This window comes from Macrococcus brunensis (genome assembly GCF_004359615.1).
Classification (GTDB): Bacteria; Bacillota; Bacilli; order Staphylococcales; family Staphylococcaceae; genus Macrococcus; species Macrococcus brunensis.
Window position 1 is genome coordinate 105,209 of the sequence record NZ_SCWA01000001.1, and the last position, 24,498, is coordinate 129,706.

General features: G+C 41.6%; 30 protein-coding genes. 12 read left to right on the forward strand and 18 right to left on the reverse strand.

The window, feature by feature from the left end; translation table 11 throughout:
• Positions 1 to 27: 27 nt before the first annotated feature.
• Genes ERX27_RS00555 through ERX27_RS00565 form a run of 3 tightly spaced genes read right to left on the reverse strand, consistent with a single transcriptional unit; the run spans position 28 to position 2,527 of the window.
• The gene (locus tag ERX27_RS00555; RefSeq protein WP_133430859.1) at positions 28 to 240 is read right to left on the reverse strand and encodes a hypothetical protein; all 213 of its coding nucleotides are present in this window, start codon (positions 238 to 240) and stop codon (positions 28 to 30) included.
• Between the two features lie 50 nt (positions 241 to 290).
• Entirely contained in the window at positions 291 to 1,967 is a 1,677-nt protein-coding gene (gene pabB, locus ERX27_RS00560) for an aminodeoxychorismate synthase component I (RefSeq protein ID WP_133430860.1), read from the reverse strand.
• The gene (locus tag ERX27_RS00565) at positions 1,964 to 2,527 is read right to left on the reverse strand and encodes an anthranilate synthase component II (RefSeq protein ID WP_133430861.1); all 564 of its coding nucleotides are present in this window, start codon (positions 2,525 to 2,527) and stop codon (positions 1,964 to 1,966) included. Before ERX27_RS00565 ends, pabB begins: the two co-directional genes overlap by 4 nt.
• Before the next feature lie 165 nt (positions 2,528 to 2,692).
• Here ERX27_RS00565 and queC point away from each other — a divergent pair, with 165 nt between their 5' ends.
• The 5 genes from queC to ERX27_RS00590 all read left to right on the forward strand — a co-directional run bounded on the left by queC (position 2,693) and on the right by ERX27_RS00590 (position 5,323).
• Positions 2,693 to 3,349, forward strand: coding sequence for a 7-cyano-7-deazaguanine synthase QueC (gene queC, locus ERX27_RS00570; protein ID WP_133430862.1), 657 nt, complete (start codon positions 2,693 to 2,695; stop codon positions 3,347 to 3,349).
• Positions 3,346 to 3,759: a 6-carboxytetrahydropterin synthase QueD gene (queD, locus tag ERX27_RS00575; RefSeq protein WP_133430863.1), complete on the forward strand. Its 414-nt coding sequence runs from the start codon at positions 3,346 to 3,348 to the stop codon at positions 3,757 to 3,759. Before queC ends, queD begins: the two co-directional genes overlap by 4 nt.
• On the forward strand, positions 3,756 to 4,463 hold the full coding sequence (queE, locus tag ERX27_RS00580) for a 7-carboxy-7-deazaguanine synthase QueE (RefSeq protein ID WP_133430864.1): 708 nt from the start codon (positions 3,756 to 3,758) through the stop codon (positions 4,461 to 4,463). The genes queD and queE overlap by 4 nt, the downstream gene beginning before the upstream one ends.
• A gap of 102 nt (positions 4,464 to 4,565) precedes the next feature.
• Entirely contained in the window at positions 4,566 to 4,820 is a 255-nt protein-coding gene (locus ERX27_RS00585) for a GlsB/YeaQ/YmgE family stress response membrane protein (RefSeq protein ID WP_133430865.1), read from the forward strand.
• Positions 4,821 to 4,870: 50 nt separating this feature from the next.
• Complete coding sequence (locus ERX27_RS00590; RefSeq protein ID WP_133430866.1) at positions 4,871 to 5,323, forward strand: DUF4385 domain-containing protein; 453 nt, start codon at positions 4,871 to 4,873, stop codon at positions 5,321 to 5,323.
• A 73-nt stretch (positions 5,324 to 5,396) separates the two neighbouring features.
• On the opposite strand, the gene ERX27_RS00595 is transcribed toward ERX27_RS00590, so the two are convergent.
• A complete protein-coding gene (locus tag ERX27_RS00595) occupies positions 5,397 to 6,116 on the reverse strand; it encodes a YwiC-like family protein (protein WP_133430867.1) in 720 nt (239 codons plus the stop codon).
• Between the two features lie 120 nt (positions 6,117 to 6,236).
• Here ERX27_RS00595 and ERX27_RS00600 point away from each other — a divergent pair, with 120 nt between their 5' ends.
• Entirely contained in the window at positions 6,237 to 7,031 is a 795-nt protein-coding gene (locus ERX27_RS00600; protein ID WP_133430868.1) for a TIGR00266 family protein, read from the forward strand.
• Positions 7,032 to 7,195: 164 nt separating this feature from the next.
• Here ERX27_RS00600 and ERX27_RS00605 read toward each other — a convergent pair whose 3' ends face one another.
• From ERX27_RS00605 to ERX27_RS00640, 8 genes are all read right to left on the reverse strand, one after another.
• The gene (locus ERX27_RS00605; RefSeq protein WP_133430869.1) at positions 7,196 to 7,900 is read right to left on the reverse strand and encodes a pseudouridine synthase; all 705 of its coding nucleotides are present in this window, start codon (positions 7,898 to 7,900) and stop codon (positions 7,196 to 7,198) included.
• Positions 7,901 to 7,937: 37 nt separating this feature from the next.
• Positions 7,938 to 8,246, reverse strand: a complete 309-nt coding sequence (locus ERX27_RS00610) for a DUF3817 domain-containing protein (RefSeq protein WP_133430870.1) — start codon at positions 8,244 to 8,246, stop codon at positions 7,938 to 7,940.
• Positions 8,243 to 9,580 carry a hemolysin family protein gene (locus ERX27_RS00615; RefSeq protein WP_133430871.1) on the reverse strand — a complete coding sequence of 446 codons (1,338 nt, stop codon included), beginning with the start codon at positions 9,578 to 9,580 and terminating at the stop codon, positions 8,243 to 8,245. Before ERX27_RS00615 ends, ERX27_RS00610 begins: the two co-directional genes overlap by 4 nt.
• A 108-nt stretch (positions 9,581 to 9,688) precedes the next feature.
• Positions 9,689 to 10,462, reverse strand: coding sequence for an alpha/beta fold hydrolase (locus ERX27_RS00620; protein WP_133430872.1), 774 nt, complete (start codon positions 10,460 to 10,462; stop codon positions 9,689 to 9,691).
• A gap of 110 nt (positions 10,463 to 10,572) precedes the next feature.
• A complete protein-coding gene (locus ERX27_RS00625) occupies positions 10,573 to 12,477 on the reverse strand; it encodes a PTS fructose transporter subunit IIABC (protein ID WP_133430873.1) in 1,905 nt (634 codons plus the stop codon).
• Between the two features lie 19 nt (positions 12,478 to 12,496).
• On the reverse strand, positions 12,497 to 13,399 hold the full coding sequence (gene pfkB / locus ERX27_RS00630) for a 1-phosphofructokinase (protein ID WP_133430874.1): 903 nt from the start codon (positions 13,397 to 13,399) through the stop codon (positions 12,497 to 12,499).
• A gap of 1 nt (position 13,400) precedes the next feature.
• Positions 13,401 to 14,132, reverse strand: a complete 732-nt coding sequence (locus tag ERX27_RS00635; protein WP_133430875.1) for a DeoR/GlpR family DNA-binding transcription regulator — start codon at positions 14,130 to 14,132, stop codon at positions 13,401 to 13,403.
• 122 nt (positions 14,133 to 14,254) lie between these two features.
• Entirely contained in the window at positions 14,255 to 15,154 is a 900-nt protein-coding gene (locus ERX27_RS00640) for a CobW family GTP-binding protein (protein WP_243715849.1), read from the reverse strand.
• 133 nt (positions 15,155 to 15,287) lie between these two features.
• On the opposite strand from ERX27_RS00640, the gene ERX27_RS00645 reads away from it, so the two are divergent.
• A complete protein-coding gene (locus ERX27_RS00645) occupies positions 15,288 to 15,728 on the forward strand; it encodes a MarR family winged helix-turn-helix transcriptional regulator (protein ID WP_133430877.1) in 441 nt (146 codons plus the stop codon).
• Between the two features lie 18 nt (positions 15,729 to 15,746).
• On the opposite strand, the gene ERX27_RS00650 is transcribed toward ERX27_RS00645, so the two are convergent.
• From ERX27_RS00650 to ERX27_RS00660, 3 genes are read right to left on the reverse strand one after another with little or no spacing between them, the layout of a single operon-like run.
• The gene (locus ERX27_RS00650) at positions 15,747 to 16,592 is read right to left on the reverse strand and encodes a DegV family protein (RefSeq protein ID WP_133430878.1); all 846 of its coding nucleotides are present in this window, start codon (positions 16,590 to 16,592) and stop codon (positions 15,747 to 15,749) included.
• 9 nt (positions 16,593 to 16,601) lie between these two features.
• Positions 16,602 to 18,227, reverse strand: coding sequence for an amino acid ABC transporter ATP-binding/permease protein (locus ERX27_RS00655; RefSeq protein ID WP_133430879.1), 1,626 nt, complete (start codon positions 18,225 to 18,227; stop codon positions 16,602 to 16,604).
• Positions 18,220 to 19,812: an ABC transporter ATP-binding protein/permease gene (locus ERX27_RS00660; RefSeq protein ID WP_133430880.1), complete on the reverse strand. Its 1,593-nt coding sequence runs from the start codon at positions 19,810 to 19,812 to the stop codon at positions 18,220 to 18,222. Before ERX27_RS00660 ends, ERX27_RS00655 begins: the two co-directional genes overlap by 8 nt.
• Before the next feature lie 148 nt (positions 19,813 to 19,960).
• Here ERX27_RS00660 and ERX27_RS00665 point away from each other — a divergent pair, with 148 nt between their 5' ends.
• From ERX27_RS00665 to ERX27_RS00680, 4 genes are all read left to right on the forward strand, one after another.
• Complete coding sequence (locus ERX27_RS00665; RefSeq protein WP_133430881.1) at positions 19,961 to 20,803, forward strand: undecaprenyl-diphosphate phosphatase; 843 nt, start codon at positions 19,961 to 19,963, stop codon at positions 20,801 to 20,803.
• Between the two features lie 22 nt (positions 20,804 to 20,825).
• Positions 20,826 to 21,245 carry a MarR family winged helix-turn-helix transcriptional regulator gene (locus ERX27_RS00670; RefSeq protein ID WP_133430882.1) on the forward strand — a complete coding sequence of 140 codons (420 nt, stop codon included), beginning with the start codon at positions 20,826 to 20,828 and terminating at the stop codon, positions 21,243 to 21,245.
• A 92-nt stretch (positions 21,246 to 21,337) separates the two neighbouring features.
• Positions 21,338 to 21,982 carry a hypothetical protein gene (locus tag ERX27_RS00675; RefSeq protein ID WP_133430883.1) on the forward strand — a complete coding sequence of 215 codons (645 nt, stop codon included), beginning with the start codon at positions 21,338 to 21,340 and terminating at the stop codon, positions 21,980 to 21,982.
• Entirely contained in the window at positions 21,983 to 22,426 is a 444-nt protein-coding gene (locus tag ERX27_RS00680) for a YaiI/YqxD family protein (RefSeq protein WP_133430884.1), read from the forward strand. It abuts the gene before it with no gap.
• On the opposite strand, the gene ERX27_RS00685 is transcribed toward ERX27_RS00680, so the two are convergent.
• On the reverse strand, positions 22,420 to 22,887 hold the full coding sequence (locus tag ERX27_RS00685; RefSeq protein WP_165983031.1) for a GNAT family N-acetyltransferase: 468 nt from the start codon (positions 22,885 to 22,887) through the stop codon (positions 22,420 to 22,422). The two genes, ERX27_RS00680 and ERX27_RS00685, sit on opposite strands and share 7 nt — an antisense overlap.
• A 49-nt stretch (positions 22,888 to 22,936) precedes the next feature.
• Here ERX27_RS00685 and ERX27_RS00690 point away from each other — a divergent pair, with 49 nt between their 5' ends.
• The gene (locus tag ERX27_RS00690) at positions 22,937 to 23,473 is read left to right on the forward strand and encodes an LOG family protein (protein ID WP_133430886.1); all 537 of its coding nucleotides are present in this window, start codon (positions 22,937 to 22,939) and stop codon (positions 23,471 to 23,473) included.
• On the opposite strand, the gene ERX27_RS00695 is transcribed toward ERX27_RS00690, so the two are convergent.
• Positions 23,447 to 23,914, reverse strand: coding sequence for a 2-thiouracil desulfurase family protein (locus tag ERX27_RS00695; protein WP_133430887.1), 468 nt, complete (start codon positions 23,912 to 23,914; stop codon positions 23,447 to 23,449). The two genes, ERX27_RS00690 and ERX27_RS00695, sit on opposite strands and share 27 nt — an antisense overlap.
• Positions 23,911 to 24,447, reverse strand: coding sequence for a GNAT family N-acetyltransferase (locus tag ERX27_RS00700; protein WP_133430888.1), 537 nt, complete (start codon positions 24,445 to 24,447; stop codon positions 23,911 to 23,913). The genes ERX27_RS00695 and ERX27_RS00700 overlap by 4 nt, the downstream gene beginning before the upstream one ends.
• Between the last annotated feature and the right edge of the window lie 51 nt (positions 24,448 to 24,498).

Here is a 24,498-nt window from a genome sequence, read left to right on the forward strand (position 1 = left end):
CTTGCTAATTTCTAAATAGAAGACCACCTAATGGTGATAAAAAACATCAAGCAGGCTGATTACTTCCTGTCTCATACTGAAGACAAGAACACCTACAATCAGTATAGCGGTTACCATCGCTACATAGAGCCAGATCAATGCGTTTCTATCTTCTCCTGTTTTTAAAAAAGATATCACACGCTGATTACAATAGTAGATCCAGACGCATAAACCGATGAGAAGTATTAAAGTGATAATCATAAAGTTCTCCTAACGCTCATAAGTTAATTGCTTTTATTTTACGCTTTTATCTAGAACTTTGCCACGTTTTGTTTACAAAGTTCAACTTTCACCCATTCTCTGAGGGAATTAATCATCCAGAATTGCTCTACTGAATCAAGTTCATTGAGATGCAAGTCACGCCTTTTAATCTGGTGAGTGGCGAGAAGTTCTGCCTGCATACTGCCTGGCAGCTGGTCTTCTAAAGCAGGGGTATAAAGAGTCCCATCAAGAGAATAGACAAGATTGCCAATATTGAACTCTGTCAGATAATTATTCTTATTATAATACAAAGAAAGGAAACCGTCAGCTGACGTGTAATGATTCCGCTGTGAAGTCTTATGCTGCAGGCGCTCTAAAGATACTTCTTCCATAGGGGTCAGCAGCGCTTTATCTATTGTCTTTGTGGGAAGTGGCCGCTTCGTCACTGAGATATAGCCGTCGTAGGCAGCGATTCTTAAGCTGCCAGCTCCCTGCTGTTCAAATATCCGCTGAAGGAGATGGCTGTCATAAGCAAAATCAAAGTGTGTCAGGCTTTTTAAGAGTCTATTAAAATGATATTCGCGTCGTCTGATCCCCGTTGCATCCAGCCGCATCGTTTCAATTAAGTTGAATTCAGAGTAATGAGCCAGCTGTCTCAAAATATGGGTCTTCATGACCATTTCATTGAATTCTGCTGTTTCATCAGAATCGATGGTCATCCCCCCACCTACACCGTAAAGCAGCTGATTATTTTTCTTTTCGATTGTACGAATCGGTACATTAAAAACAGCCTGTTCAGGTGTCAGAATACCGATTGTTCCGCAGTAGATGCCTCTCGCGCTCTCGAGTCCGTTAATGATATTCATAGTACTAATTTTCGGAGCACCAGTAATCGAGCCACAAGGAAACAGCGCCTTCAGTACGTCATACAGTGTATGTGATTTCTTAATGACCGCTTCTACTGTAGAGGTCATCTGATAGACTGTCGGATACGCTTCGATATCAAAAAGCGCAGGAACCTGTACAGAGTTCTTCTCTGCTATACGGCTTAAATCGTTGCGCAGTAAGTCAACAATCATCACATTTTCTGCCTGATCTTTCTCTGAACTCTTCAGCTGTTCAAAGTTCCTTTTATCCTGTAGAGGATCTTGATGACGGGAAAGAGTCCCTTTCATCGGTTTAGTCTGAATGACACGAGAAGCCCTGTCGTATTTAAAGAATAGTTCTGGCGAGATACTGATGATGGCATGATCTTCTTCTTCGATAAATGCACAGTAACCCCCATTACTGACTTCAGTGAGTTTCAGGTAAAGGGCATAGGCATCAACATCAGCAGTCGCCTTCAAGCGTGTCGTATAGTTGACCTGATAAGTATCCCCGAGACGTATACGTTCTTTAATCTCCCTTATATGGTCTTCTATCATCTCTTTTGTTTCTGTAAAGGCAAACTTAACTGGTTGTCTCAGCACCGACTTTTCAAAAGGCCGGGCCGGCTCACTGAACACATAGAACTTGGCATAGCAATCCGCTTCTTTAACAGCCATTAATGGTGAGAATGCTTTCGCAGCTTCATAGTTCAGATAGCCGACAACATAGTTCGCCTTGCTCCACTTTTCAGCAGCGTCAATGACTGGTTTTACCTCATCCAGCGTATTTGCCGTCAGTACTTGAAGTGGCTCTTCAAAATATAAAGTATCAAACTCTTTAAACTGAATACATGCTCTCATTCTCTGCACATCCTAATGAATTGTTTTAACTGCTCATGACCGTGTTCTGTCAGCACTGATTCAGGATGATACTGCACCCCTTCAACGAGCGAGTCACAATGTCTGATACCCATGATAATACCATCATGCGTTTTTGCTGTGACAATCAGACATTCTGGCAGACTGACCGCTCGGAGCGAGTGATAACGTGCTACTTTTAGAGAATCTGGCAGATTCATGTACAGCCCTTTCCCGTCGTGTGTGATTTCAGCACTATGGCCATGGACAGGCCGACCTTTATCGACTTTACCACCGAAAGCCGTTATAATCGCCTGAAACCCGAGACAGATACCGAGCAGCGGAATTCTACCTGCAAATGTTTTAATCACCTCGAGTGTCAGAGCAGCATCTTCCGGGTGACCTGGACCTGGCGACAGAAGAATGCCCTCCGGCTGCATGTCTTCTATATCGTGAGTCGTGATTTCATGCGGCTGACGTACGATGATTTCTTCGTCCATTCCTTCGATATAATGCACGATGTTATAAGTAAATGAGTCGTAATTATCTATCATTAAAAACATACTTTCACTCCGGTGCTCAAAATTTATCTCTTTTAGTATAGCTTTTTTTCTGCTACAATGAGTAACGAATTTAATAAGAGGTTCCTAGCGCATACCCTCTATAAAAAACTAGTCAGACATCTTGCTAGGGATAAGATGTCTTTTTTTATTGAAAAGGTGGAAAAAATGAAACTAAACAATGATAAAGCACTCGTCGTCTTCAGCGGTGGACAGGATAGTACGACCTGTATGTTCCATGCTCTGAAACATTATAAAGAAGTTGAACTCGTGACTTTTAACTACGGTCAGCGCCATGCGCTTGAAATAACAGTCGCACAGAATATTGCTGAAGAACAGGGATTGAAGCATCACGTCCTCGATATGTCTCTTTTATCTCAGCTGTCACCTAATGCTTTAACGGATCATACGATGGCAATAGAAGAAGGTAATATCCCTAACACATTTGTGCCGGCGCGGAATCTCCTGTTTATGAGCTTTGCAGCTGCACTCGCTTATCAGATTGGTGCGAAACATATCATCACGGGTGTCTGTGAAACTGACTTCTCAGGGTATCCGGATTGCCGTGACATCTTTATCAAGTCGCTTAACGTCACAGTGAATCTCGCGATGGACGAAAACTTTGTCATTCATACCCCGCTGATGTGGCTGGATAAAAAAGAAACATGGCAGCTGGCAGATGAACTCGGCCAGCTGGATTATGTTCGAAATAACACATTGACCTGTTATGAGGGCATCATGGCTGATGGATGCGGAGAATGTCCAAGCTGTCAATTAAGAAATGCGGGATTCACAGCCTATCTCGCAGAAAGAGGTGCGAAATGATTGGTCAGATTTATCCACAAGTCCCCCACTCCTACCGTTTTGAACTGAATAAAGATATGAACTTCTCAAGCGCACATTATATTCCTGATGAGCGCGCAGGGGCATGCGCACGCGTGCATGGTCACACTTATTTTCTGTGTCTGACGATTGCCGGTAACGAGCTGGATGACCTTGGCTTTCTCGTTAATTTCAGCGAGTTAAAAAAACTCATTCACGGCCGTTTTGATCACCAGCTTCTAAACGAACTGCCAGAGGTCAAAGGGATGATTCCTTCGACAGAAAAAATGGCCGAACTTATTTATACGCTGGTTCAGGATTATCTGGATGAACTGGATAACGGGGCTAAATGCCTGCAGGTCTTTCTGCGTGAAACACCGACAAGCTACGTCGTTTACAGAGGTGACCTATGATACCTGTGATGGAGATATTCGGTCCGACGATACAAGGTGAAGGGATTGTCATCGGCCGCAAAACGATGTTTGTCAGAACAGCCGGCTGTGATTTCCGCTGTAGCTGGTGTGACTCGAAATTTACATGGGACGGATCCATGAAAGAAGATATCAGAATGATGACTACTGAAGACATTTATAGAGAGCTCAGAGAAATCGGCGGTCAGTCATTCAACCATGTGACTATTTCAGGCGGCAACCCTGCTCTTATCAAGGACATCGGTACACTCGTGGATTTACTGCATGCCGAAAGCTGCCAGGTCGCCCTTGAAACACAGGGTTCCAAGTTCCAGACATGGATGCGTGACATCGATCAGCTGACTATCAGTCCGAAACCACCGTCATCAGGTATGAATCAGAATCTTACTATTCTAGATGACGTCATCAGCCAGCTGGATGCGACGAAAATCAACTTGAAAGTCGTTGTATTTGATGAAGCAGACTATCAGTTTGCTAAGCAGATGCATCATCGTTATTTAAATCTGCCGTTTTATGTTCAAGTGGGTAACCCGTATCTTGAAGACGAGGTAAATGCCCATACATCCAAGCTGTTAGCACGGTACGAAGAAGTCATCGACCGTGTGATGCAGGATGATGATATGAATCATGTCTATGTGACCCCTCAGCTGCATACACTTTTATGGAGCAATAAAAAAGGCGTATAAATTTTAAATTCTCATGTTTTGTGCTTAAACTCCTGGGTATATATAAATCATAAGAGTCAAACGTCTTATTATTCTAATTTTATTTAATAGGAGGAAACACACATGGGCTTTATTTTAATGTTAATCATGGGTGGTCTTATCGGCTGGGTAGCAGGTATGATCATGGGTACTGATATTCCAGGCGGAAAAATCGGTAATATCATCGCAGGTTTACTTGGTGCATCAATCGGTGGATCATTACTTGGACACTGGGGACCAGAAATCTGGGGCGTATACATCTTACCAGCATTAGTAGGTACTATCCTGTTAATCGCTATCGTTTCAATCGTACTTGGTATGATGCACAAACGTCGTTAATTTTTTAAAAAAGAGCCTTTGAGGCTCTTTTTTTATTAGGAGGAATTTTTGTGAAGGAATTCAATTATGATCAGGATTTTGATAAGCTGGATTTCCGTGAACACTCTGAGCTGTACCAGGTTGGGCGCGGAGAACAAGGTGTGCTGTTAGTCCAGCCGTATAAAGGTGAAATCTTGCCCCACTGGCGATTTAAGACACCGGAAATCGCTAAAGAATCAGCCGAGAAAATATATGACCTTTACCAGAATTATAAGAAAGAAAATGATTTTGTCGGCATGGACATGTCACGCAAGTTCATCCAGATGGGCTATACGCGTGCGATGCGCTACGCCCATCATAAGAGCGGCAAAAAATATGCAGAGAATGGGTCTGTCTATTTGAACGACGAAGCACCGGAAAAAAGAGAATCTGCACTTATCTTCAAGGAATACTGGGATACTATTCGGGAAGATAAAGAATATTTAAAGATGAAAAAAGAACATCGCGAGAAATATGAAAAATGACGACCGAGTGGTCGTCATTTTTTTGGAGAAAAGCGTTATCAGCTACAAATACCATTTATCGCCAGTAACTCCACTATTTAAGAAAATACAACGCTACAAAGAATGTCACGAAGCAGGCATTCGCTATTTCAACTATCCCTATCTTCATCGGCTTATAATTCTTGCCATAGAACGTTATCGCTCTAATCAAACTAGGGACTACGGCAATTCCTATCAGAACGTGGAACCAAAATCCTGCAACCACCAGTAGCATATGATAACTAAAAGATAGCCATTTATACTTTACATTTCGTTTTTCACGAATCATTGTTTTAACGTAAAGAATCGTACCCACAAAATACAGAAAACTGAAAACAAAGACTTTGATCATCTCACCATCTAATTCTTCATGCCCGATAAAATAACTGATGCAGCCGGCTATTGAAAAAATGATAACTGCACTGAGATCATTTAACACATTTCGCTCATCACGGATACTCGCAAAGTAAATATTAAGTCCGCCAAAAGGAATCATCATGCCAAAAAAGAACAGTAATGACGGCTGGCGAAGAATCAGAACTCCTAAACATAATGCCGCAAGCACGCCAAACATGCCAGCTGACAATAAATAGCCATTATCTTTTTTACGTTTTTTGATATAGAACAGTAAATTATCTGTCGCAAAGAAGACTAAAAACCAGCCTAATATAAATAATAAGTGAAATAGATTAAACTCTCCCGCAAAGACTCCAAATAAAAAAGGCATAATCAGCATAGCCCAGACTCCGTGCTGATTAGGTTTCTTAAATTTCATAGGATTCACCTCAAGCTCATTATACTAAAGGTGTATTTGTTATCTATCTTTCATTCTTAACAACTTTGTGGCGATTAATCATACAAATCGTTATACTGGAGAAAAAAGGGAGATGACAAGATGAATAACCATGAAATAGATTATAAAATTTACGGTGATGATATCCAGTATGTGGAGATAGAGCTTGATCCGAATGAAACAGTTGTATCTGAAGCTGGCAGTATGATGATGGTCAACCCTAATATTGAACTTGCAACAATCTTCGGCGATGGTTCTAAGCAAGGTGGCGGCTTTATGGATAAACTTTTTTCTGCCGGCAAACGTACATTGACTGGTGAAAGTCTTTTTATGACGACTTTTACAAACCGTGGACATCAAAAAGAACATGTTTATTTGGCAGCACCTTATCCAGGTAAGATCATTCCACTGGACCTTAGTCGTTTAAATGGTGAATTTATCTGTCAGAAAGATGCATTTTTAGCGGCTGCTAAAGGTGTTTCAGTTGATATCGCACTTCAGAAAAAGCTCGGTGTCGGCTTCTTCGGTGGTGAAGGCTTTATTATGCAGCGACTGACTGGTGATGGCATGGCCTTTATTCATGCAGGCGGAGCGATTGTTGAGCGTCATTTACAGCCAGGTGAAGTCCTGCAGATTGATACAGGTTGTTTAGTCGGTATGACGTCAAGCGTTCACTATGATATTGAACCGATACCTGGTATCAAAACAAAAATGTTCGGCGGCGAAGGCTTATGGTTTGCCCGTGTCCAAGGTCCAGGAACAGTATTCGTTCAATCATTACCATTCTCCCGTCTGGCAAGCCGTGTATTTGCTGCAGCGCCCGCTTCAGGGAAAAGTTCAAGCTATGGTGAAGGCAGCCCACTCGGTGGACTGTTTGACATGCTCGGCGGTGAATAATAAAGCGGTGATTGCCTATTAAATATTCAGAAATGTAAACAGCGATAAAATCTGATTGAATCAGAATTTATCGCTGTTTTTTGATATGCAGCGTCTGCTCATTTAGTGAGCATCGTCCCACTAACTGCTTTTGCGGGACTTTACGCGGCGCTCATTCACTCATCTTATCTTTTCGGCTGATAGTCCAGCTGTCTGAAAAGTTCATCCTTCTCTGTCTGCGTTAAATCTTTCCACTCACCTAGTTTCAAATCATCTACATGAATGTTCATCACTCGTATGCGGCGTAACTGTCTAACCTCATAGCCAAGAGCTTCACACATCCGTCTGATCTGTCGGTTGAGTCCCTGCATCAGTATGATATTAAATGTCCGGTCATTAATTTTTCTAACTTGGGCCGGTAATGTCGTTGTCCCGAGAATATCTACACCGCTTGCCATCTGTTCGATAAAATCATCAGTGATTTTCTTGTCGACGGACACCACATATTCCTTCTCATGTTTATTTTCCACACGCAGGATTTCATTGACGATATCCCCGTCATTCGTCAGTAAAATCAAGCCTTCTGAATCTTTATCCAGTCTTCCGATATGAAAGATACGCTCCTGATGTCCGACAAAATCCACGATATTTCCTTTAATGTGACGTTCTGTTGTTGAAGTAATGCCTCTTGGTTTATTTAATTTCAGGTAAACATAACTTTTCTCGAGAGTAACAGCATTGCCATCGACAGTGACAACGTCTCCTTCTTCTACTTTGCTCCCGAGTTCTGCTAATTCACCGTTAATTTTAACGCGACCGGCATCTATATATTTATCTGCTCCACGTCTTGAAGTAATGCCGGATTCTGAAAGATATTTATTGATTCTCATCGCTTAACCTCCAAAAAAAGAGAGACCCTCGTCTCTCTTATTCGTTTCTATAATATAAAGTCCTTTTATAATAATGATCAAATACAAATGTACCAAAAGGCAGGAATGCTGAAATTACAGCGCCGGCCACCCATTTAAAGGTCCATTTAAGTTTGAACATCAACCAGATAACCAGAATGATATAAACAGTAAACAGAAAGCCATGAATAGAGCCGAAGACCGTCACCACTTCCGGCTTACCTGCAAAGCGCTTTAGAGGAACCGCTATAAAGAAAAGAATTAAAAGCGATCCACCTTCCAGATAACTAAAAAAGCGAAACAAACTATTTAATGTTGAATGGTTCATGCTTCAGTTTCACCGTTTTCTTCTTCTCTTGATGCATGGAAATCCTTGTGAAGCGCCACTGATTTAATCTGATGGCTTTCCGCATCTAGCACAACCCATTTATCAAAGTGGGTATCGACATAATCATCTTTATCGATATCAGGATTCTGTGCCTGCATCCAGCCACCAATCGTATCGATATCGTCTGATTCTTCGAAAGTGATACCAAATTGCTCTTCTATATCTGCTAATAAAACTCTACCGTTAATCTGATAAGTCGCTTCACCCGTCTTGATAATATCGTTGACTTCGTCATCATCGAATTCATCACGAATTTCGCCGACAATCTCTTCTAGAATATCTTCCATCGTCAGAATACCTGCTGTACCACCGTATTCGTCAATAACAAGTGCCATATGAACGCGTTCACGCTGCATTTTAATCAGAGCATCACTGATTCGAGTGACCTCATGAATAAGGGGCAAATCATGGACATGTTCTTTAATGCGGACTGGATCGCCAGACGCATATTTAGTCAGGAATTCTTTGACGTTGATAAAACCGATAATATGGTCTTTATCCCCGTCTTCTGTAATCGGATAGCGAGTAAACTGGTGTTCATTGACCACTTCAAGCAGTTCTGAAATATCAAATGGCTGCGTCAGTGAAATCATCTGTGTACGCGGCACCATAATGTCTTTAGCCAGACGTTCATCAAATGAAAAGATATTCTGCATATAAGCAAGTTCAGTCCGGTTGATTTCACCGCTCTGGTAACTTTGCGTCATAATAATCTTCAGTTCATCTTCGCTCATCGCCTGTTCATGCCCGGCCGGCTGTACACCCACCATTCTGAGAATAGTACGCGCCGTACCGTTCATCGCCCAGATTAAAGGTTTCATCAGAATACCGAAGTAATAAAGCGGTCTCGCAAAAATTAAAGTCATCCGTTCCGCATATTGGATAGCGAGTGACTTAGGCGCTAATTCCCCTAACACAACGTGCAGGAAAGTCACAATCAGGAAACTGAGTGCGATTGAAATGGGCTTCGCGAGTTCAACAGGAATATGTAAGAGTTCCAGTCCTGGATGGATGACTGCTTCAAAAGTCGATTCACCGATCCAACCGAGTCCAAGTGCTGTGACAGTAATACCTAACTGACAGGCAGATAAGTAATAATCCAGTTCATGAACCATGTGCTGGACAATCTTAGCTGCTTTGTTGCCTTCAGATACGAGTTGATCGATACGAGAAAGTCTGACTTTAACTAAACTGAATTCAGATCCAACGAAAAGTGCAGTCATTAAGATTAAAAATGCAAATACGAAAAGCTTGATTATGGTCTCTATGTCCAATTAATTCCCTAGAATTAGGGATTCACCTCCGAAAAATTTTATGACTGCCTAAATGACAGCCACTTTTAAAAATATTAATTCTATTCTAACACATTTTATGCCGCAGCGTTACACGTGCGACATAATGAATCGTTTAGAAATATCATTGAAAATATCTGGCTGATCAATATTACAGACATGACCACAGTTTTCAATAATCTCTACTTTAAAGTTGCTGTTTTCTTCAGCCACTTTTCTGACCGGCGGGATAAAAAGATAGTCTTCAGACCCCATGATAAAGACGGTCGGAATTTTTTTAGTCGAGACCTGTAGATGGCTCAAGTAAGGGTTGATCAGTTTCGTCAGACTGAACCATTTAACAAACTGCTTCTGACTCATTTTTTTTGCTTCATTGACAAACGCAAGTCGGGATTCCTCGTGGTTTTTTCTTGGCATAATGATATATGCAAACAATTTATAGAGGAGCATAAATGGAATGATGCGCTTAATAGTGCGACCCAGCCATAGTAAAAGTTTTGTCCGTATATCAAGTGCGATAATAGCGCCGCCTAATACGAGTGACTGCACACGTTCTGGATAACGGTCAGCCAGAGACTGCGAAACGATAGTTCCAAGACTCATACCGATAACATGCGTTCTCTCAATCCCCAAGTGGTCACAGACTTCTATCACTTCAGCTGCTAAATGACCGAATGTATCTCCTTTTTTCCACTTATCCTCTTTGGATTTACCATGTCCACGTAAATCCACAAGCAAGATATTAAAATCTTTTCTGAAGTAGCGAATCTGCTTAAACCAGATTGTCGAACTGCCGCCTGCACCATGAATAAAGGTGATCCAGGGCGCCTCCTTATCTTTTATATATGTTTTGTAGTATAACATGGGCTCATCCTTCTTTACTAAGTTAACTATAATGTTATAAAATTTACCCCTTTATTACAATATATAACGTCAGTTATTAAAAAACATCCGACATAAGTCGGATGCTTAAATTATTCCATTGCCATTTCAGCCTGAAGCTCTTCTTCAGTAAGTTTCGGTTTAATAAAACCATAAATTAATGCAGAGACCACTGTACCAATCAGAAGAGCCAGTAAAAACATCGGCCAGTGTGCTTTATCTAACCAGATAACGAACATACCGCCATGCGGTGCTGGTACTCGGCAGCCGAATGCCATCGCAAGTGCACCAGCTGTCGCGCTACCTGCTATCATAGAAGGAATGACGCGGAGTGGATCTGCCGCTGCAAATGGAATCGCACCTTCCGTGATAAATGAAGCACCCATGACCGCATTAGAGACAGTAGAACCACGCTGAACTTTAGTGAATTTACGTCTGAAGATAATCATCGCAAGCGCAATCGCAAGTGGTGGCACCATACCCCCGATCATCGCTGCAGTAATCGGTGCATAGTTACCTGCATCAATCGCTGCAATCCCAAATGCGTAGGCTGCTTTATTGAATGGACCACCCATATCGATAGCCATCATACCACCGAGTACGAGTCCGAGCAGGATGATATTCGTACCGCTCATGTCATTCAGTGTTGTTGTCAGTAAGTCATTCAACCATTTTGCCGGTGGATTGACTAAATAGAACATAATTAAACCAGTCAGACCGACACCGAGTACAGGATAAAGTAAAGTTGGCTTAATGCCTTCAAGTGCTTGTGGCAGACCACTGAACAATGCTTTTAAGCCTCTGACTAAGTAACCTGCAAGGAATCCGGCAACAAGTCCACCTAAGAACCCAGAACCGCCATGTACAGCCATCAGACCACCCACCATACCTGGAGCGAGACCTGGACGGTCAGCGATACTGTATGCGATGAAACCAGCGAGTATTGGAATCATCAGTCCGAATGCACCATTGCCGCCACCAATTGTATTAAGTGCAGCTGCAAATGCATTATATTCTTCACTTTTCGGATCCGCAGAGTGTATACCCCAGAAGAAACTGAGCGCAATAAGTATTCCCCCGGCAATAACGAACGGCAGCATGTTGGATACACCGCTCATCAGATGTTTATAGAATCCTTTTTTCTCACCTGACTCTGTTGTACGTGCTTTAGAAGTTGCGACAAATTTAGGTCGTGAATCATCCTGTGCCATGTTGATCAGTTCTTCCGGACGTTTAATCCCGTCTGCCACTGGCACCATGACCACATTTTTACCATCGAAGCGTGCTGTATCGACATTGACATCTGCTGCAACGATGATACCTTTTGCGCGTCTGATTTCATCATCTGTCAGCTTGTTTTTAACACCGCCAGAGCCATTGGTCTCGACTTTAATAGGAATACCCATTTTCGCAGCTTTATTTTTCAGAGAATCCGCTGCCATATAAGTATGCGCAATACCTGTCGGACAAGCTGTGACCGCTAAAATAAGATTATCATCAGCAGCTGGAGCTGAAGCAGCCACTTCCTCCACTTCTGCTTCACTTTCATCATTCTGATCGATAATAGCAAGTACTTCTTCTTTAGAAGTAGCGTTCAGTAACTGGGCTCTTACTTCTTCATTCATCAGAATACCGGATAATTTAGCCAGTGCATCCAGATGGGTCTGAGCGCCGCCTGCTGGTGCTGCAATCATGAAGAAAAGATGTGCCGGTGTTCCGTCCAGTGATTCATAATCCACACCTGGTTTTGATTTTCCGAACGCAATAGCCGGTACTTTAACTGCATCAGTCTTCGCATGTGGAATGGCAATGCCTTCTCCAATTCCTGTTGTACTTTGTGCTTCACGTGCATGAATGGCTTCACGGTAGGCTTCTTTATCATTCAGTTTGCCTGCCTGCCATAGTGTTTCAACGAGTTCATCTATCACTGTATTTTTAGTCGAAGCATTTAAATCCATCGCAATAGTAGACTGTGTCAGTAGTTCTGTAATTCTCATAGGTTTACCCTCCTTATTTTTAGACAATCGTCAATTTAATATCTGATAATACGTTATCTATCTGTTCTTTCGTTGCCAGGTCTTCTGTAAATGCAGTCGCTGTCCCAGAAGCAACAGCCAGCTTAAAGCTCTCTTCTAGAGACAGTCCTCTGGCGATACCCGCTATCATACCTGCTACTGTAGAGTCTCCTGAACCTACTGTATTGACCACTTTGCCGCTAGGTACTTCCGCCTTGTAGACAAGTGATTCACTCACAAATAAAGCACCTTCCCCGCCAAGTGAAACCATGACATTTTTGGCACCTTGCTTAATGAGTTCTCTTGCGCAGTCTTTAATTTCATCGACTGTCTCAAGCTTTCTATCAAAAATCTGTTCAAGCTCTGCTTTATTCGGCTTAATGAACTCAGGATGACTATCAAGTACCGATAACAGCAAATCTTTCTCTGCATCTACAACAAGTTTTCCAGGACACATCTGCGCTATTTTACGATAGATATCTGCATTCATTGAAGAAGGAATACTGCCCGCGAGCACCAGTGTATCTTCAGGAGATAATCTCCTAATCTGCTCAAGCAGCTGCTCTGTCTGTTCATTTGTCACTGCTGGACCAGGCGCATTGATTTCTGTTTCAGATGCACCTTTTAGTTTAATGTTGATTCGTGTATCCTCTGCTACTTCAATAAAGTCCGTCATAATATCTGCTTCCTGCAGACTGTTTTTGATGAACTCTCCAGGAAACCCGCCTGTAAAGCCGAGTGCTGTCGATTCAACACCATGTGATTTCAGAACACGCGATACATTAATACCTTTGCCGCCTGCAAACTTATAAGTTTGTCCTGCTCTGTTGAGTTCACCTAGTTTAATCGTATCAGTGAACACAATATAATCGACTGACGGATTTAAAGTCACGGTATAGATCATGCTATCCCACCTTTATATATTTATTATATTGATTGTTATAAGAATGATGATTGGTGATAATACTTCCTTCACTGAGGGGTGTAATCGTCGCAAATGTCACTTGGTCGAATTTCGATTCGTCAGCCAGATAATAGCTCTTGACGCTCTGGTTGATAGCGAGACGTTTAATCGCCGCTTCTTCCGGATCAGGGGTTGTCAACCCTTTATCAGCATCTACACCATTCACACCGATAAAAGCAAGATTAAAATTAAAAGTTTTCAGCATCTCTTCAGCAGAACAGCCGACATTAGCCATCGTATTCTGCTTGACAAAACCGCCGATCATAATCGTTTTAATCCCTCGTTCAACAAGTGCCGTCACATGAATCACGCTATTGGTGATGACTGTCAGATTCTGCTGGGTTAAATAAGGAATCATGGCAAGTGTCGAGCTGCCGGCATCAAGATAGATGCAGGCACCGTCATTAATCAGTGCAGCTGCCTGTTTCGCTATCTCATCTTTCTCACGCACAAATCTTGTCGTCTTGATTTCAAGTTGTGTATCCTGCAGATCTGCTACTTGTTTAGCACCCCCGTGGACTCGTATTAATTGACCCTTTTCTTCCAGTGCAGATAAGTCTCGTCTAATAGTAGATTCACTGCTGCCTATTGTATCTGTCAGTTGCTGTAAAGTGACAATGTCATGTTGACTGAGCATGTCACAGATGATCTCATGACGTTTTTCAGTAAGCATTATCTGACCCCCTTATCTCCCCTTTAGTATAATGTTACCGTTTACAGAAATCAATCAAAAACTACCAAAAACATTCAAAAACTTTCATCAATAATCAAAAAAAAGACAATCACCTGATTGTCTTAACTGAATTGCAGCTGATCCAGCTGATCCAATATTTTATTTTTGTCCAGCTGCTCACCGATTACAACAAGCTTAAGCGGTAGGTTCATGTCTTCAGCTTCATACTGCGGGATGCCGTATGAATATTGAAACAGGACGACCTGACCGGGATTCTCTCTGAACTTGATATAGCCTTTGATTCTTAGTAAGCTGTCCGGTAACTCTCTGAGCCAGTTGACAAATTGACGGCTATCGACAGGAGCAGAAAATGTATACACCATCGACTGGATGCCATGATGCAGATGCTGATGAGACTCACGCTTTTTCCCTTCTAATTCAAATACTGAATCCGGTACAGCTGAATAAGAAGTGACATATATGTCACCAGTCGAATTGAGCTGCTGAATCTGCTGTCTGACTAAATCTATCTCGTCTTCTGTCATCAGATCCTTTTTATTAATCATCACACTGTGCGCATAGCGGACTTGCTCCTCCATTAATTGAACAGTCGTCACACTGTATTTGGCCCGAGCAAGAAAACGGGGCCCGTCGACTAATGTCAATATGGACTGTATTTGAATGTAACTTGTTAAAGACGGTGCAAGGCATGCATCGTAAATTTCAACAGGATGCGCGACACCTGTTGCTTCAATAATGATGATATCCGGCTGATGTCGATGTCTGATATCATGTAGCTGCACTTCGACATCACTTTTTAAATCACAGCAGATACAGCCGTTCAGAAGCTCATTCATCGGTGTATCATCACCTAATATAGTAGAATCTACATTAAACTGTCCGAGCTCATTCATCAGAATTGCAACTTTCTGACCTTGCCACTGTGTTAACATCTGTTTCAGCAATGTGGTTTTACCACTGCCTAAAAAACCGCTAATAATGTAAAGTTTAATCTTATTCATAAATTCCTCCAGCATACAGTTTTTAATTACATTTACATGTTATTCAAATATTATTGCCTTGAATTAAAAACGTTTTTATAATAAGGTTATTAAGTATCATACTACCAAGAAAATATTTAAGGCGGGGAACTCAATGTCAGATAATTTTAAGCTCGACAAACAGCTGTGTTTCAGTCTCTATAACGCACAGCGTAAGATGAATCGCTTCTATACTAATAAAGTATTTAAACAATATAATCTTACTTATCCGCAGTACCTCGTTCTCTCCATACTCTGGCAGATTTCACCTGTCAATGTCAAGACACTCGTAGAGGAGCTGGCACTTGATACAGGTACTATCTCTCCTCTTCTCAAACGTATGGAAGCAAATGAACTGATTGTTCGCGAGCGCTCTGAACTTGATCAGCGGGAAGTATTCATCCATCTCACAGACAAAAGTCGTGCAATTCAGAAACCGCTCCAGAATTGCACTGACGTTCTACTAGATGCGGATATCCTTTCAGACAAAGAAATCGACGAACTGAAAGCATTGCTGGATAAAATGGTCGATAATATGAATAACAAAATAACCTGAGCAGATGCTCAGGTTATTTTAATTTTTAAGCCAGCCCACAGATACAGTACCATATCCCGTATGCACACTTGCGACTGCAACCATATAATCCTCATGAATAATAAGTTCCGGATAGTCTTTTTGTAATTGTTCTACATATTTCTGTGCTTCTTCTTGATCACCTGAATTCAATACACAGATTTCTTTAAGTTGTTCTTTCTCAATGGCTTCTTCCACTATTTCAATCATACGCTCAAATACTTTTTTGCGCGTTCTGACTTTTTCGTAAGGAATGATTTTTCCTTCTTCCAGGCTTAAAATTAGCTGAATACTGAGAAGACCTGCTAAAAAACTCTGGGAGGCACTGAGTCGACCGCTTCTTCTGACCTGCTGCAGATTTTTGGGCTGCAGATAGAGGACAGTGTCATTTACTCGTTTTTTAATATGATTGACTGCCGTCTCAAAAGATTCTCCGTTTTCAGTCAGTGCCATACCTTCCAGCACCATTTTCTTATAAGGATAAGAACCGGTACGCGAATCTATAACAGCTGACTTTATCTCTACTTCACTGCTCGCGGTCAGAGAATTTTGATAAGAACCTGTCAGTTCACTCGTCGGGTGGACAGCGATAACAGCGTCATATCCATCTTCTTTTATTTTGTGATACGTATCCAGCATCGCCTGAAAATTCGGCTGAGAGGATTTAGCACCTTCACCGTACTGTTTCAGAAGTTGATAAAACTCCTCTGATGACAGATTGACTTGGTCGATGTAACTGCGGTCATTTAAGATCAGACCCATCGGCACTACATACAGAGCATGTTCTGCAATTTCTTCTTTCGTAAATCCAGCCGCTGTATCGACTAACCATGCTATTTTTGTCATGTTGTCCTCCTAATTGATTCTCTGACGTTCCAATAAAACATTCTGATAGAAAATGCCTCGTCTCTCCATTAATGACTCGAAATGTCCAGACTCCATCAATTTTCCATCTTCCAATACATAAATCATATCAAAGTCCTGTAAGATTTCAAGTTCATGACTGATGACGACCACTGTATTTTGCTTGAGAATCTGTTCTATCATCAGCTGTCTGTTTACAACATCGATACCGTTGAACGGTTCGTCGAGCAGCCATAGAGGTCTATCTCTGAGCAATAATCTGATAAAGTGCAGTCGCTGGCGTTCACCACCCGATAAATTACGCCCAAATTCACTGATTGCGCTGTCTGCTGAAAAAGGTAAATGGAATGCTTCTAAATACTGATTAATCGCTTCAGTATTCTCACTGAAGAGATTATCCTGCACAGTGCCCTGGAAGAAATGATTCTTCTGCTGCATCACATTCAGTTCATTCATATAGCTTTCACGGTCGATGTCCTGCGTCGAGAGTCCGTCTGCCAGCATATCACTTGAGTAAAGTCCTGATAAAAGACTCATCAAAGTAGACTTACCTGAGCCGCTGCTGCCGACAATCGCTATCTTTTCGCCTTCACGAATAGTCATAGTCAAGTCATTTAATACCGGACGAACTTGTCCGGGATAAATAAAATGAAGATTTTTGAGTTCAATCGGCAGGACGTGTGCCGGCCGGATTTGGTCTTCCGGTGCAGAAAATGTCAGCAGATGTTCACTCGCCCGCTTCGTTTCCTGGTAATAGAAAGGAAAATTAGTCATTGGAATAGCCATCTCAAAGAGGGTGATAGTCACCATGACGATACTTGCATACATCAGTACAGTGCGGTCCAGCATGACATAGAGTACGCCCCAGATGGCCAGCATACTGAACAAATTGAGCAACCAGTCGTAGATTGCTATCAGCTGCTTTTCACGCAGAAGATTTTTTTCAAATTCATGTTGAGCTGTTAGAAGTCTCTGTGCATAATGGCCCTGCTGATCGAAGACGGCTAAATCTTCGCGGCCTAGGTTAAAGTCTGCGAGAGTATCCATAAAATCAGTCTGACTGCTTCTTGTCCGGTTTGTCAGTCCGCTGAGCATCCGGCTGAAAACCAGAGGCAGCACCCCTAATATGATGAGCATGACACCCGCGATGACACCGACTGCCTGCCAGTCATAAAAAGCATAGATGACGCAGACATTGAGTGCAGTCAGTAACACGACCACCGGCGGATAGATAACTCTCAGTAATACGTTCTGCAGTTTCTCGATATCATTGACTGTCCGCTGCAGCAGTTCTGATAGACGCCATTTCTGATGTAAATTGACAAAGTCCAGCATCAGCTGGTCAAATGCACTTACTCTGACTTCTTTCAGCATACGGAAGGTAGCATCGTGGCTGATCAGACGTTCAAAATATCTTGCAACTGCCCGCACCACTCCGAGCAGTTTGATGGAAGCTACAAGAATCATCAGTGAATAGAGTGGAACACCATATGCACTTTTAGACAACATCAGACCGCTCAAGCTGAACATACCGATAGCCGTTAAACCACCAATCACGCCTATTAGAATAGCAAGTGACAGCGAGCGATAAGTTTGTTTATCAATCCATTTAAACATTTTGCATCACCGCCTGATAGAATTCCTGATGACTGAAATCTGCACGTGTGCCATGTGACACTTTGCCTCCTTCAATATAAATCAGGTAGTCAGCTGACTGAATGGTCGCCCGCTGATGCGCAATCGTATAAAGCACCGACTGTTTACTGAGCTCTTTTAACGTTGCTCTTACAATTTCTGCTGTCTGTGCATCCAGCATCGCGGTCGGTTCATCAAAAATAATCATCGCCGCCGGATTTAATAGCGCCCGCATGAGCATCAGTCTATGGGTTTCTCCGCCAGACAGCTGCTCGCCGCCACTTCCGAGGACTGTATCAAACCCGTGAGGCAGAGCCTCGATTCGTTCCAGCATATCGACCTGTTTCGCAGCAGAATAAAGTGCCTCTTCAGAAATCGCATTAAACATCGTGACATTATGACGAAGTGTATCATTCATCACAAAAGGCTGCTGGGACATATAAATCAGGTTATTTTCAAGATAAGCAGGCAGTTCAATCTGGCCGTGGCCATGATTCTCTATTCCTGACAGCATTTTAGCGAAGGTTGACTTGCCTGCTCCGCTTGGACCGAATATTACAGCATGACGAATCGGTAATTCGTCATGAATCTGCATACTGAAGTTTGAATAGTTGAGCTGAGTATCCATTCTAATAGAATCACGGTCTGTATATGCATACTGAATACGCTCTGTGTCCTGTTCTTCAAGAAGTTCTGCATAGCCTTCTGCCTGTTTGCCTGTATGGAAGGCAGCACCTAAATCTTTGAGTGCATTATAAAACTCCGGTGCCAGCATCAGCACTACAATAGCCGTGTAGAAAGAAATCGTCTTAAAAACAATCAGGCCGAGTCCTATTTCCAGGGCGATGATCCCGATGGAGAGCATAGTGATAAATTCAATCATCAGTGTAGACAGAAATGCAGTCTTCAGAATAATCATCGTCTTCTCTCTGAACCCTTCAGATTTTTCTGCGATATCTTGTTTAACACGCTCTTCATTATTAAACAGTTTAATCGTCACGATGCCGCGTATAGCATCAAGAAAATAACTGGAAAACTGATTGAGTGCAGTCATCTGATCCGTCGCTTTTTTTGCTGTGTTGATACCGATGATGATATAAAATAACGGTACAAAAGGTGCCGTAATCATCATGATAAAAGCGGCATTCCGATGAAAGAACAGCAGAAAAATAATGATGACTAAAGGAATGATGGCCGAGCGGTAAACTTGCGGCAGATAATCTGCATAGAAACTATCTATGCCTTCTATTCCTTCAGTCGACAGGTTCAGTGTATCAGCAGCAGATTGTTTATCATTGATAAGCGAGCGGCGCAGCTGATGCTTAATCTTAGAACTGAGAACGACACCGAGCCACTTGATGAAAAAATGCAGCACACTTCTTCCTATTAATATAGCGAGAATAATTCCTAACAATTGATACGGAATATTTTGATGCAGCACACCGTCAATCAGCTGTCCGATATTTAAACTCTGCATAATAATAATAGAAGCAAGTAAAATAGAAGCTATAAACAATAAACCATGTATATAAAAATAACGTTTAGATAAACTTGTTAAATATTTCACAATTTCACATCCTCAGTTATATTATAATGATAAATACGCAAAACAAAAATAATACGCTTATAGTCAAACACCTGTTAAAAATATTCTTATTATATGCCGATGTGGTATACTGTCAAAGAAAAAAGATAAGATATAAGGTGGTTAAGAAATGGAATTTTTTATACTGTTAAAAGCGATTATTTTAGGGATTGTTGAAGGTCTGACCGAATTTGCGCCTGTCTCTTCTACAGGTCATCAGATTTTAGTGGATGATATGTGGCTGAATTCAGCACAAGTACTTGGATCAAAAGAATCTGCCAATACTTTTAAAATTGTTATTCAGCTTGGTTCAATACTAGCTGCGGCATGGATTTTCAGACATCGTTTCGTTGATATGCTCAGTTTTAAAGCAGAACGTTCGGAGCGTCGTCTTAAACTTTCTCACATCATCATCGGTTTATTGCCAGCAGGTATTGCCGGCCTATTATTTGATGATTTCATCGATGAACATTTATTCTCTGTTCCCACTGTTCTTGTAGGCCTCGCGCTCGGTGCTATTCTGATGATTGTTGCTGATATTTATGCGAAAAAAGTTCAGCATCCTCAGACAGTAGACAGTATCACTTATCGTCAGGCCTTCATTATCGGTCTCGTTCAGATCCTTGCTCTCTGGCCAGGATTCTCACGTTCTGGTTCTACCATTTCTGCAGGTGTACTGACAAAGCTTGATCATAAAGCAGCTTCTGATTTCACTTTTATGATGGCTGTTCCTATTATGGCTGCTGCCAGCGCTAAAAGTTTAATCAGTAATTATCAGTATATACATGCTGATCAGACATGGTTCTATATTTTAGGTTTTATTTTTGCATTTATCTTTGGGATTTTATCTATTAAACTTTTCCTCGACCTGATCAACCGTGTCAAACTGATTCCATTCGCCATTTACAGACTGGTACTTGTTGCAATCATTGCTGTATTGTACTTCGGTTTCGGTATCGGTAAAGGGATTTAATTTTTATCTTTAAGGAGTACCTATGAATAAATTATCTTCGCTTGACTATTATCTTTATCATGCGCAGCGTCAAATGATTAAATATTATAATCGCATACTGCTGAAACCTTATGACCTCAGTTATCAGCAGTATCTCGTTCTCATGGTATTGAATGAATCAGATGGCATGCCTGTGCTTAAACTGGGTGAAAGACTGGCATTTCAGTCCGGCACAATCACGCCCATTATTAAAAAGATGGAGATAGCTGATTTAGTGAGCAGAAGCCGTTCAAGTGAGGATGAACGAATCGTACTTGTCCATTTAGCATCTAAAGGTAAAGATCTGATAGAGCAAATCAATCAGATACCTGAGGAAATGCTCGTTCATTCCGGTATCACTTACGCAGATTACAAACACTTAATGTATTTAACTAATAAAATCGCGAACAATATTGAAGAGTAAATAGACGGTTGTCCTTGTGACAGCCGTTTATTTTAAACTTATTAAGGGTAAAATGAAGTTATTAATATGACCTTATGAAGGAGAGAATGATGATGAATGATAAAATCAAAACAGCTGTAAACCTAGGAGCTCTTATACTTGTACCTTTAATCAATGAACGCCACCGCTTAAAGGAAAACCCTGATTATGTAGCCGTTAAAAATAAAACGGTTCATACTGCTATCGCTACAAAAGATGTCGCTGTCAAAGCGAAAGACAAAACTGTTGATACAACTCAGAAAGTCGTTCAGACAACTAAAAATGTCAAAGATAAGACAGTAGCTGCTTCTCAATTTGTTGCGTCGACTGCACAGAACATCCAGGAAAACCGTGCAGAGAACAAAAAAGTTAAACAAACTAAACAGATGAACAAACAGCTTGAAAAAGAAATCAGTCAACGTCAGAAAGATGAAGACAAACGACTGAAAGAGCGCCAGAAGCAGATGAAAGAAGATCTGGTGAAAGCTGATAAAGAAGCAAAAAAGAAACATAAAACTGAATTTAAAGAAGCAAAGAAAAAAGAAGCAGGTAAATCTTCTATCCTCAGCGCTTTCACATCTTCACGTCAAACATCAAAAGTAGAGATACCAGAAACAGTTTACGATTTTGGTCATGATGAGGATTACTCTAATGCACCACTGTTCGAGAAACACCGTGAACAGATGGCTGCTCATATCGAGCGACGCGGCAAATACTAAATGACGATTCTCGTAGATGCTGATGCCTGTCCGGTCATTGCTGAAATTATTGAGCTGGCCGATAACCATCAGCTTAACGTCATATTAGTACGAAATTTTAATCATTTTACAAGTAAACACTATCCTGATTTTGTGTCTGTACAGTATGTCGATGACGGTGCAGACAGTGCGGACTATAAAATAGTCGCTTTGACTCGTCCCGGTGATATCGTTATTACTCAGGATTACGGTCTAGCGAGTCTACTTCTTAATAAAAAGGCCATCATTCTTCATCATAACGGTAAACTCTATACGAAAGATAATATAGACCAGTTGCTCACGATACGTCATACATCACTGCAGATGCGGCGAGCAGGTATCCGTACGAAAGGCCCTAAAGCCTTGTCCCCAGCTGATAAAGCCTATTTTAAAGAACAACTAGAAAAAACCATCCTTAATCAATGATTCTGGATGGTTTTTGATAATACTTTTAAGTTAAGTAACCCTTGACGGACGATTCGTTTACGGTCAATAAAACCTGTTTTAATAAACGCATAATAGCCATTATCATTTTTTACATTGACCATCAAATAGAGTTCTAACTTATTCAGACTTGCACAGTATTTTTCTATCGCTTTTAACGCCTGTCTGAAATAGCCTTTCCCTTGATGACTACTTGAGATAGATAAACCACGTAAATAGATGGCATCTGAGCCTGCACCCATGGTCTTCAGGATGCTGCCCGTTTCCAGTGCAAATACGCCGATCACTTCATTATCTTTTAATATGACAAAAGGTTGATAATCCGCTTTTTTTCGATTGATGATATACTTTGGATGGCCAGAAAATCTCATTTGACTGAGTGATAATGTATAACGTTCTAACGGAATCTCCATCCCAGGGCTTACTTTCATAATTCTGATCATACCGTCACCTCTTGCCATAATGATAACATATTTAGAAAGGATTTTTTCTATGAAATCAGTAGCAGTCTTCTGCGGTTCCCGACTAGGGGCAGATATTTATACAGAACAGGCAAAAAAATTAGGCACTTATCTCGCCGATCACAACATCCGTTTAGTATATGGCGGTGGCAACGTGGGGCTGATGGGTGTTATTGCTGACAGCGTACTCGCGAGTGGTGGTGAAGTCATAGGTGTTATTCCAGGTTTTCTGAGAGATAAAGAAGTCGCACATAACGGGCTGACTGAACTTCATATAGTCGACAATATGCATGAACGCAAAAAAATGATGGCAGACTACTCAGACGGCTTTATTATGATGCCCGGCGGTGCAGGTACATTGGAAGAATTTTTTGAAATCTTCACCTGGGCCCAGCTGGAACTTCATCACAAGCCCATTGGTATTTTCAATATAGACGGCTATTACCATACCCTTTATCAGATGCTGGTTGAAATGCATGACAGAGGCTTTTTAGACGAGCGCTATTTGTCGCTCGCAGTCCTTGAAGAAGAACCTGATGCATTAATCAAAGCAATGACCCTCAATTAGAGGGTCTTTTTCATTGATAACCTGAATGCCGTAACGTTTAAGAAGTGCTGAAGTCACACCTAGTCCCGCTTGTTTCGTGCCGTCAAACTGACCATTATAAATCATATGACTACCACAGCTCGGGCTATTTTCCTTTAAAATCACCATAGTTACCTGATGTTTCTGACATATTTCAAGCGTCTGAAGCGCACCCTGTTTGAACTGTTCTGTCACATCCTGACCGGAAACAGTCAAGACGCGACCGTCACCTTGCCAGACCGCTTCACCGTCTCCTCCCACTATTTCTGCAGGTTCTCTTGGGACTAGCAGCCCACCCATCACTTCTGGACAGACGGGCATTGCTTTACCATCCTCTACCCATTGTCTGAGCCGTAAATCAAGCTGATTGCGGCCATCATAGCGAACCGACTGTCCTACTAAACAGCTACTGATCAGTATCATATTTGATCCTTATAAAGGACATGTTTTTCAAGGGGATGGCCAGACGGAATCATCGGGTGATTAAACGTTCTATATTCAGAGAAGCCGATTTTCTGCATGACACGAATACTCGGCAGATTTCTGACACTGGTCAAACTGAATATAGGCAGGTCTGTCATCTTTCTTCCATAAGAAAGTACAGCTTTGGCGCCTTCAGTTGCGTAGCCCTTCCCCCACGCCTCTTTCCTGAGACGCCAGCCAATCTCATAAAAGGGCATCTCTTCAAGTGAGAACCACTTATTCTTCTCCAGTAGATGCATACCAATAAAACCAATGAACGCTCCAGTTACTTTTTCTTCTACTGCAAATAAGCCGAGATTGTTTTTTTCAATATCGCGCTGCATCTGCTGAAAAACGATTTCTGAACGTTTATAGCTGAGTCTGTCAGGAAAATAACGTCTGACTTCTGCATCAGCATTCATCTGCTGAAACAACGGCAGATCCTTCTGTTGCCAGTTTCTTAAAACCAACCGGTCCGTCTCTATATATTTCATCTCCTCACCTCGTCTCTATTATAGCAAATAAAAAATGCCACCGAAGTGGCA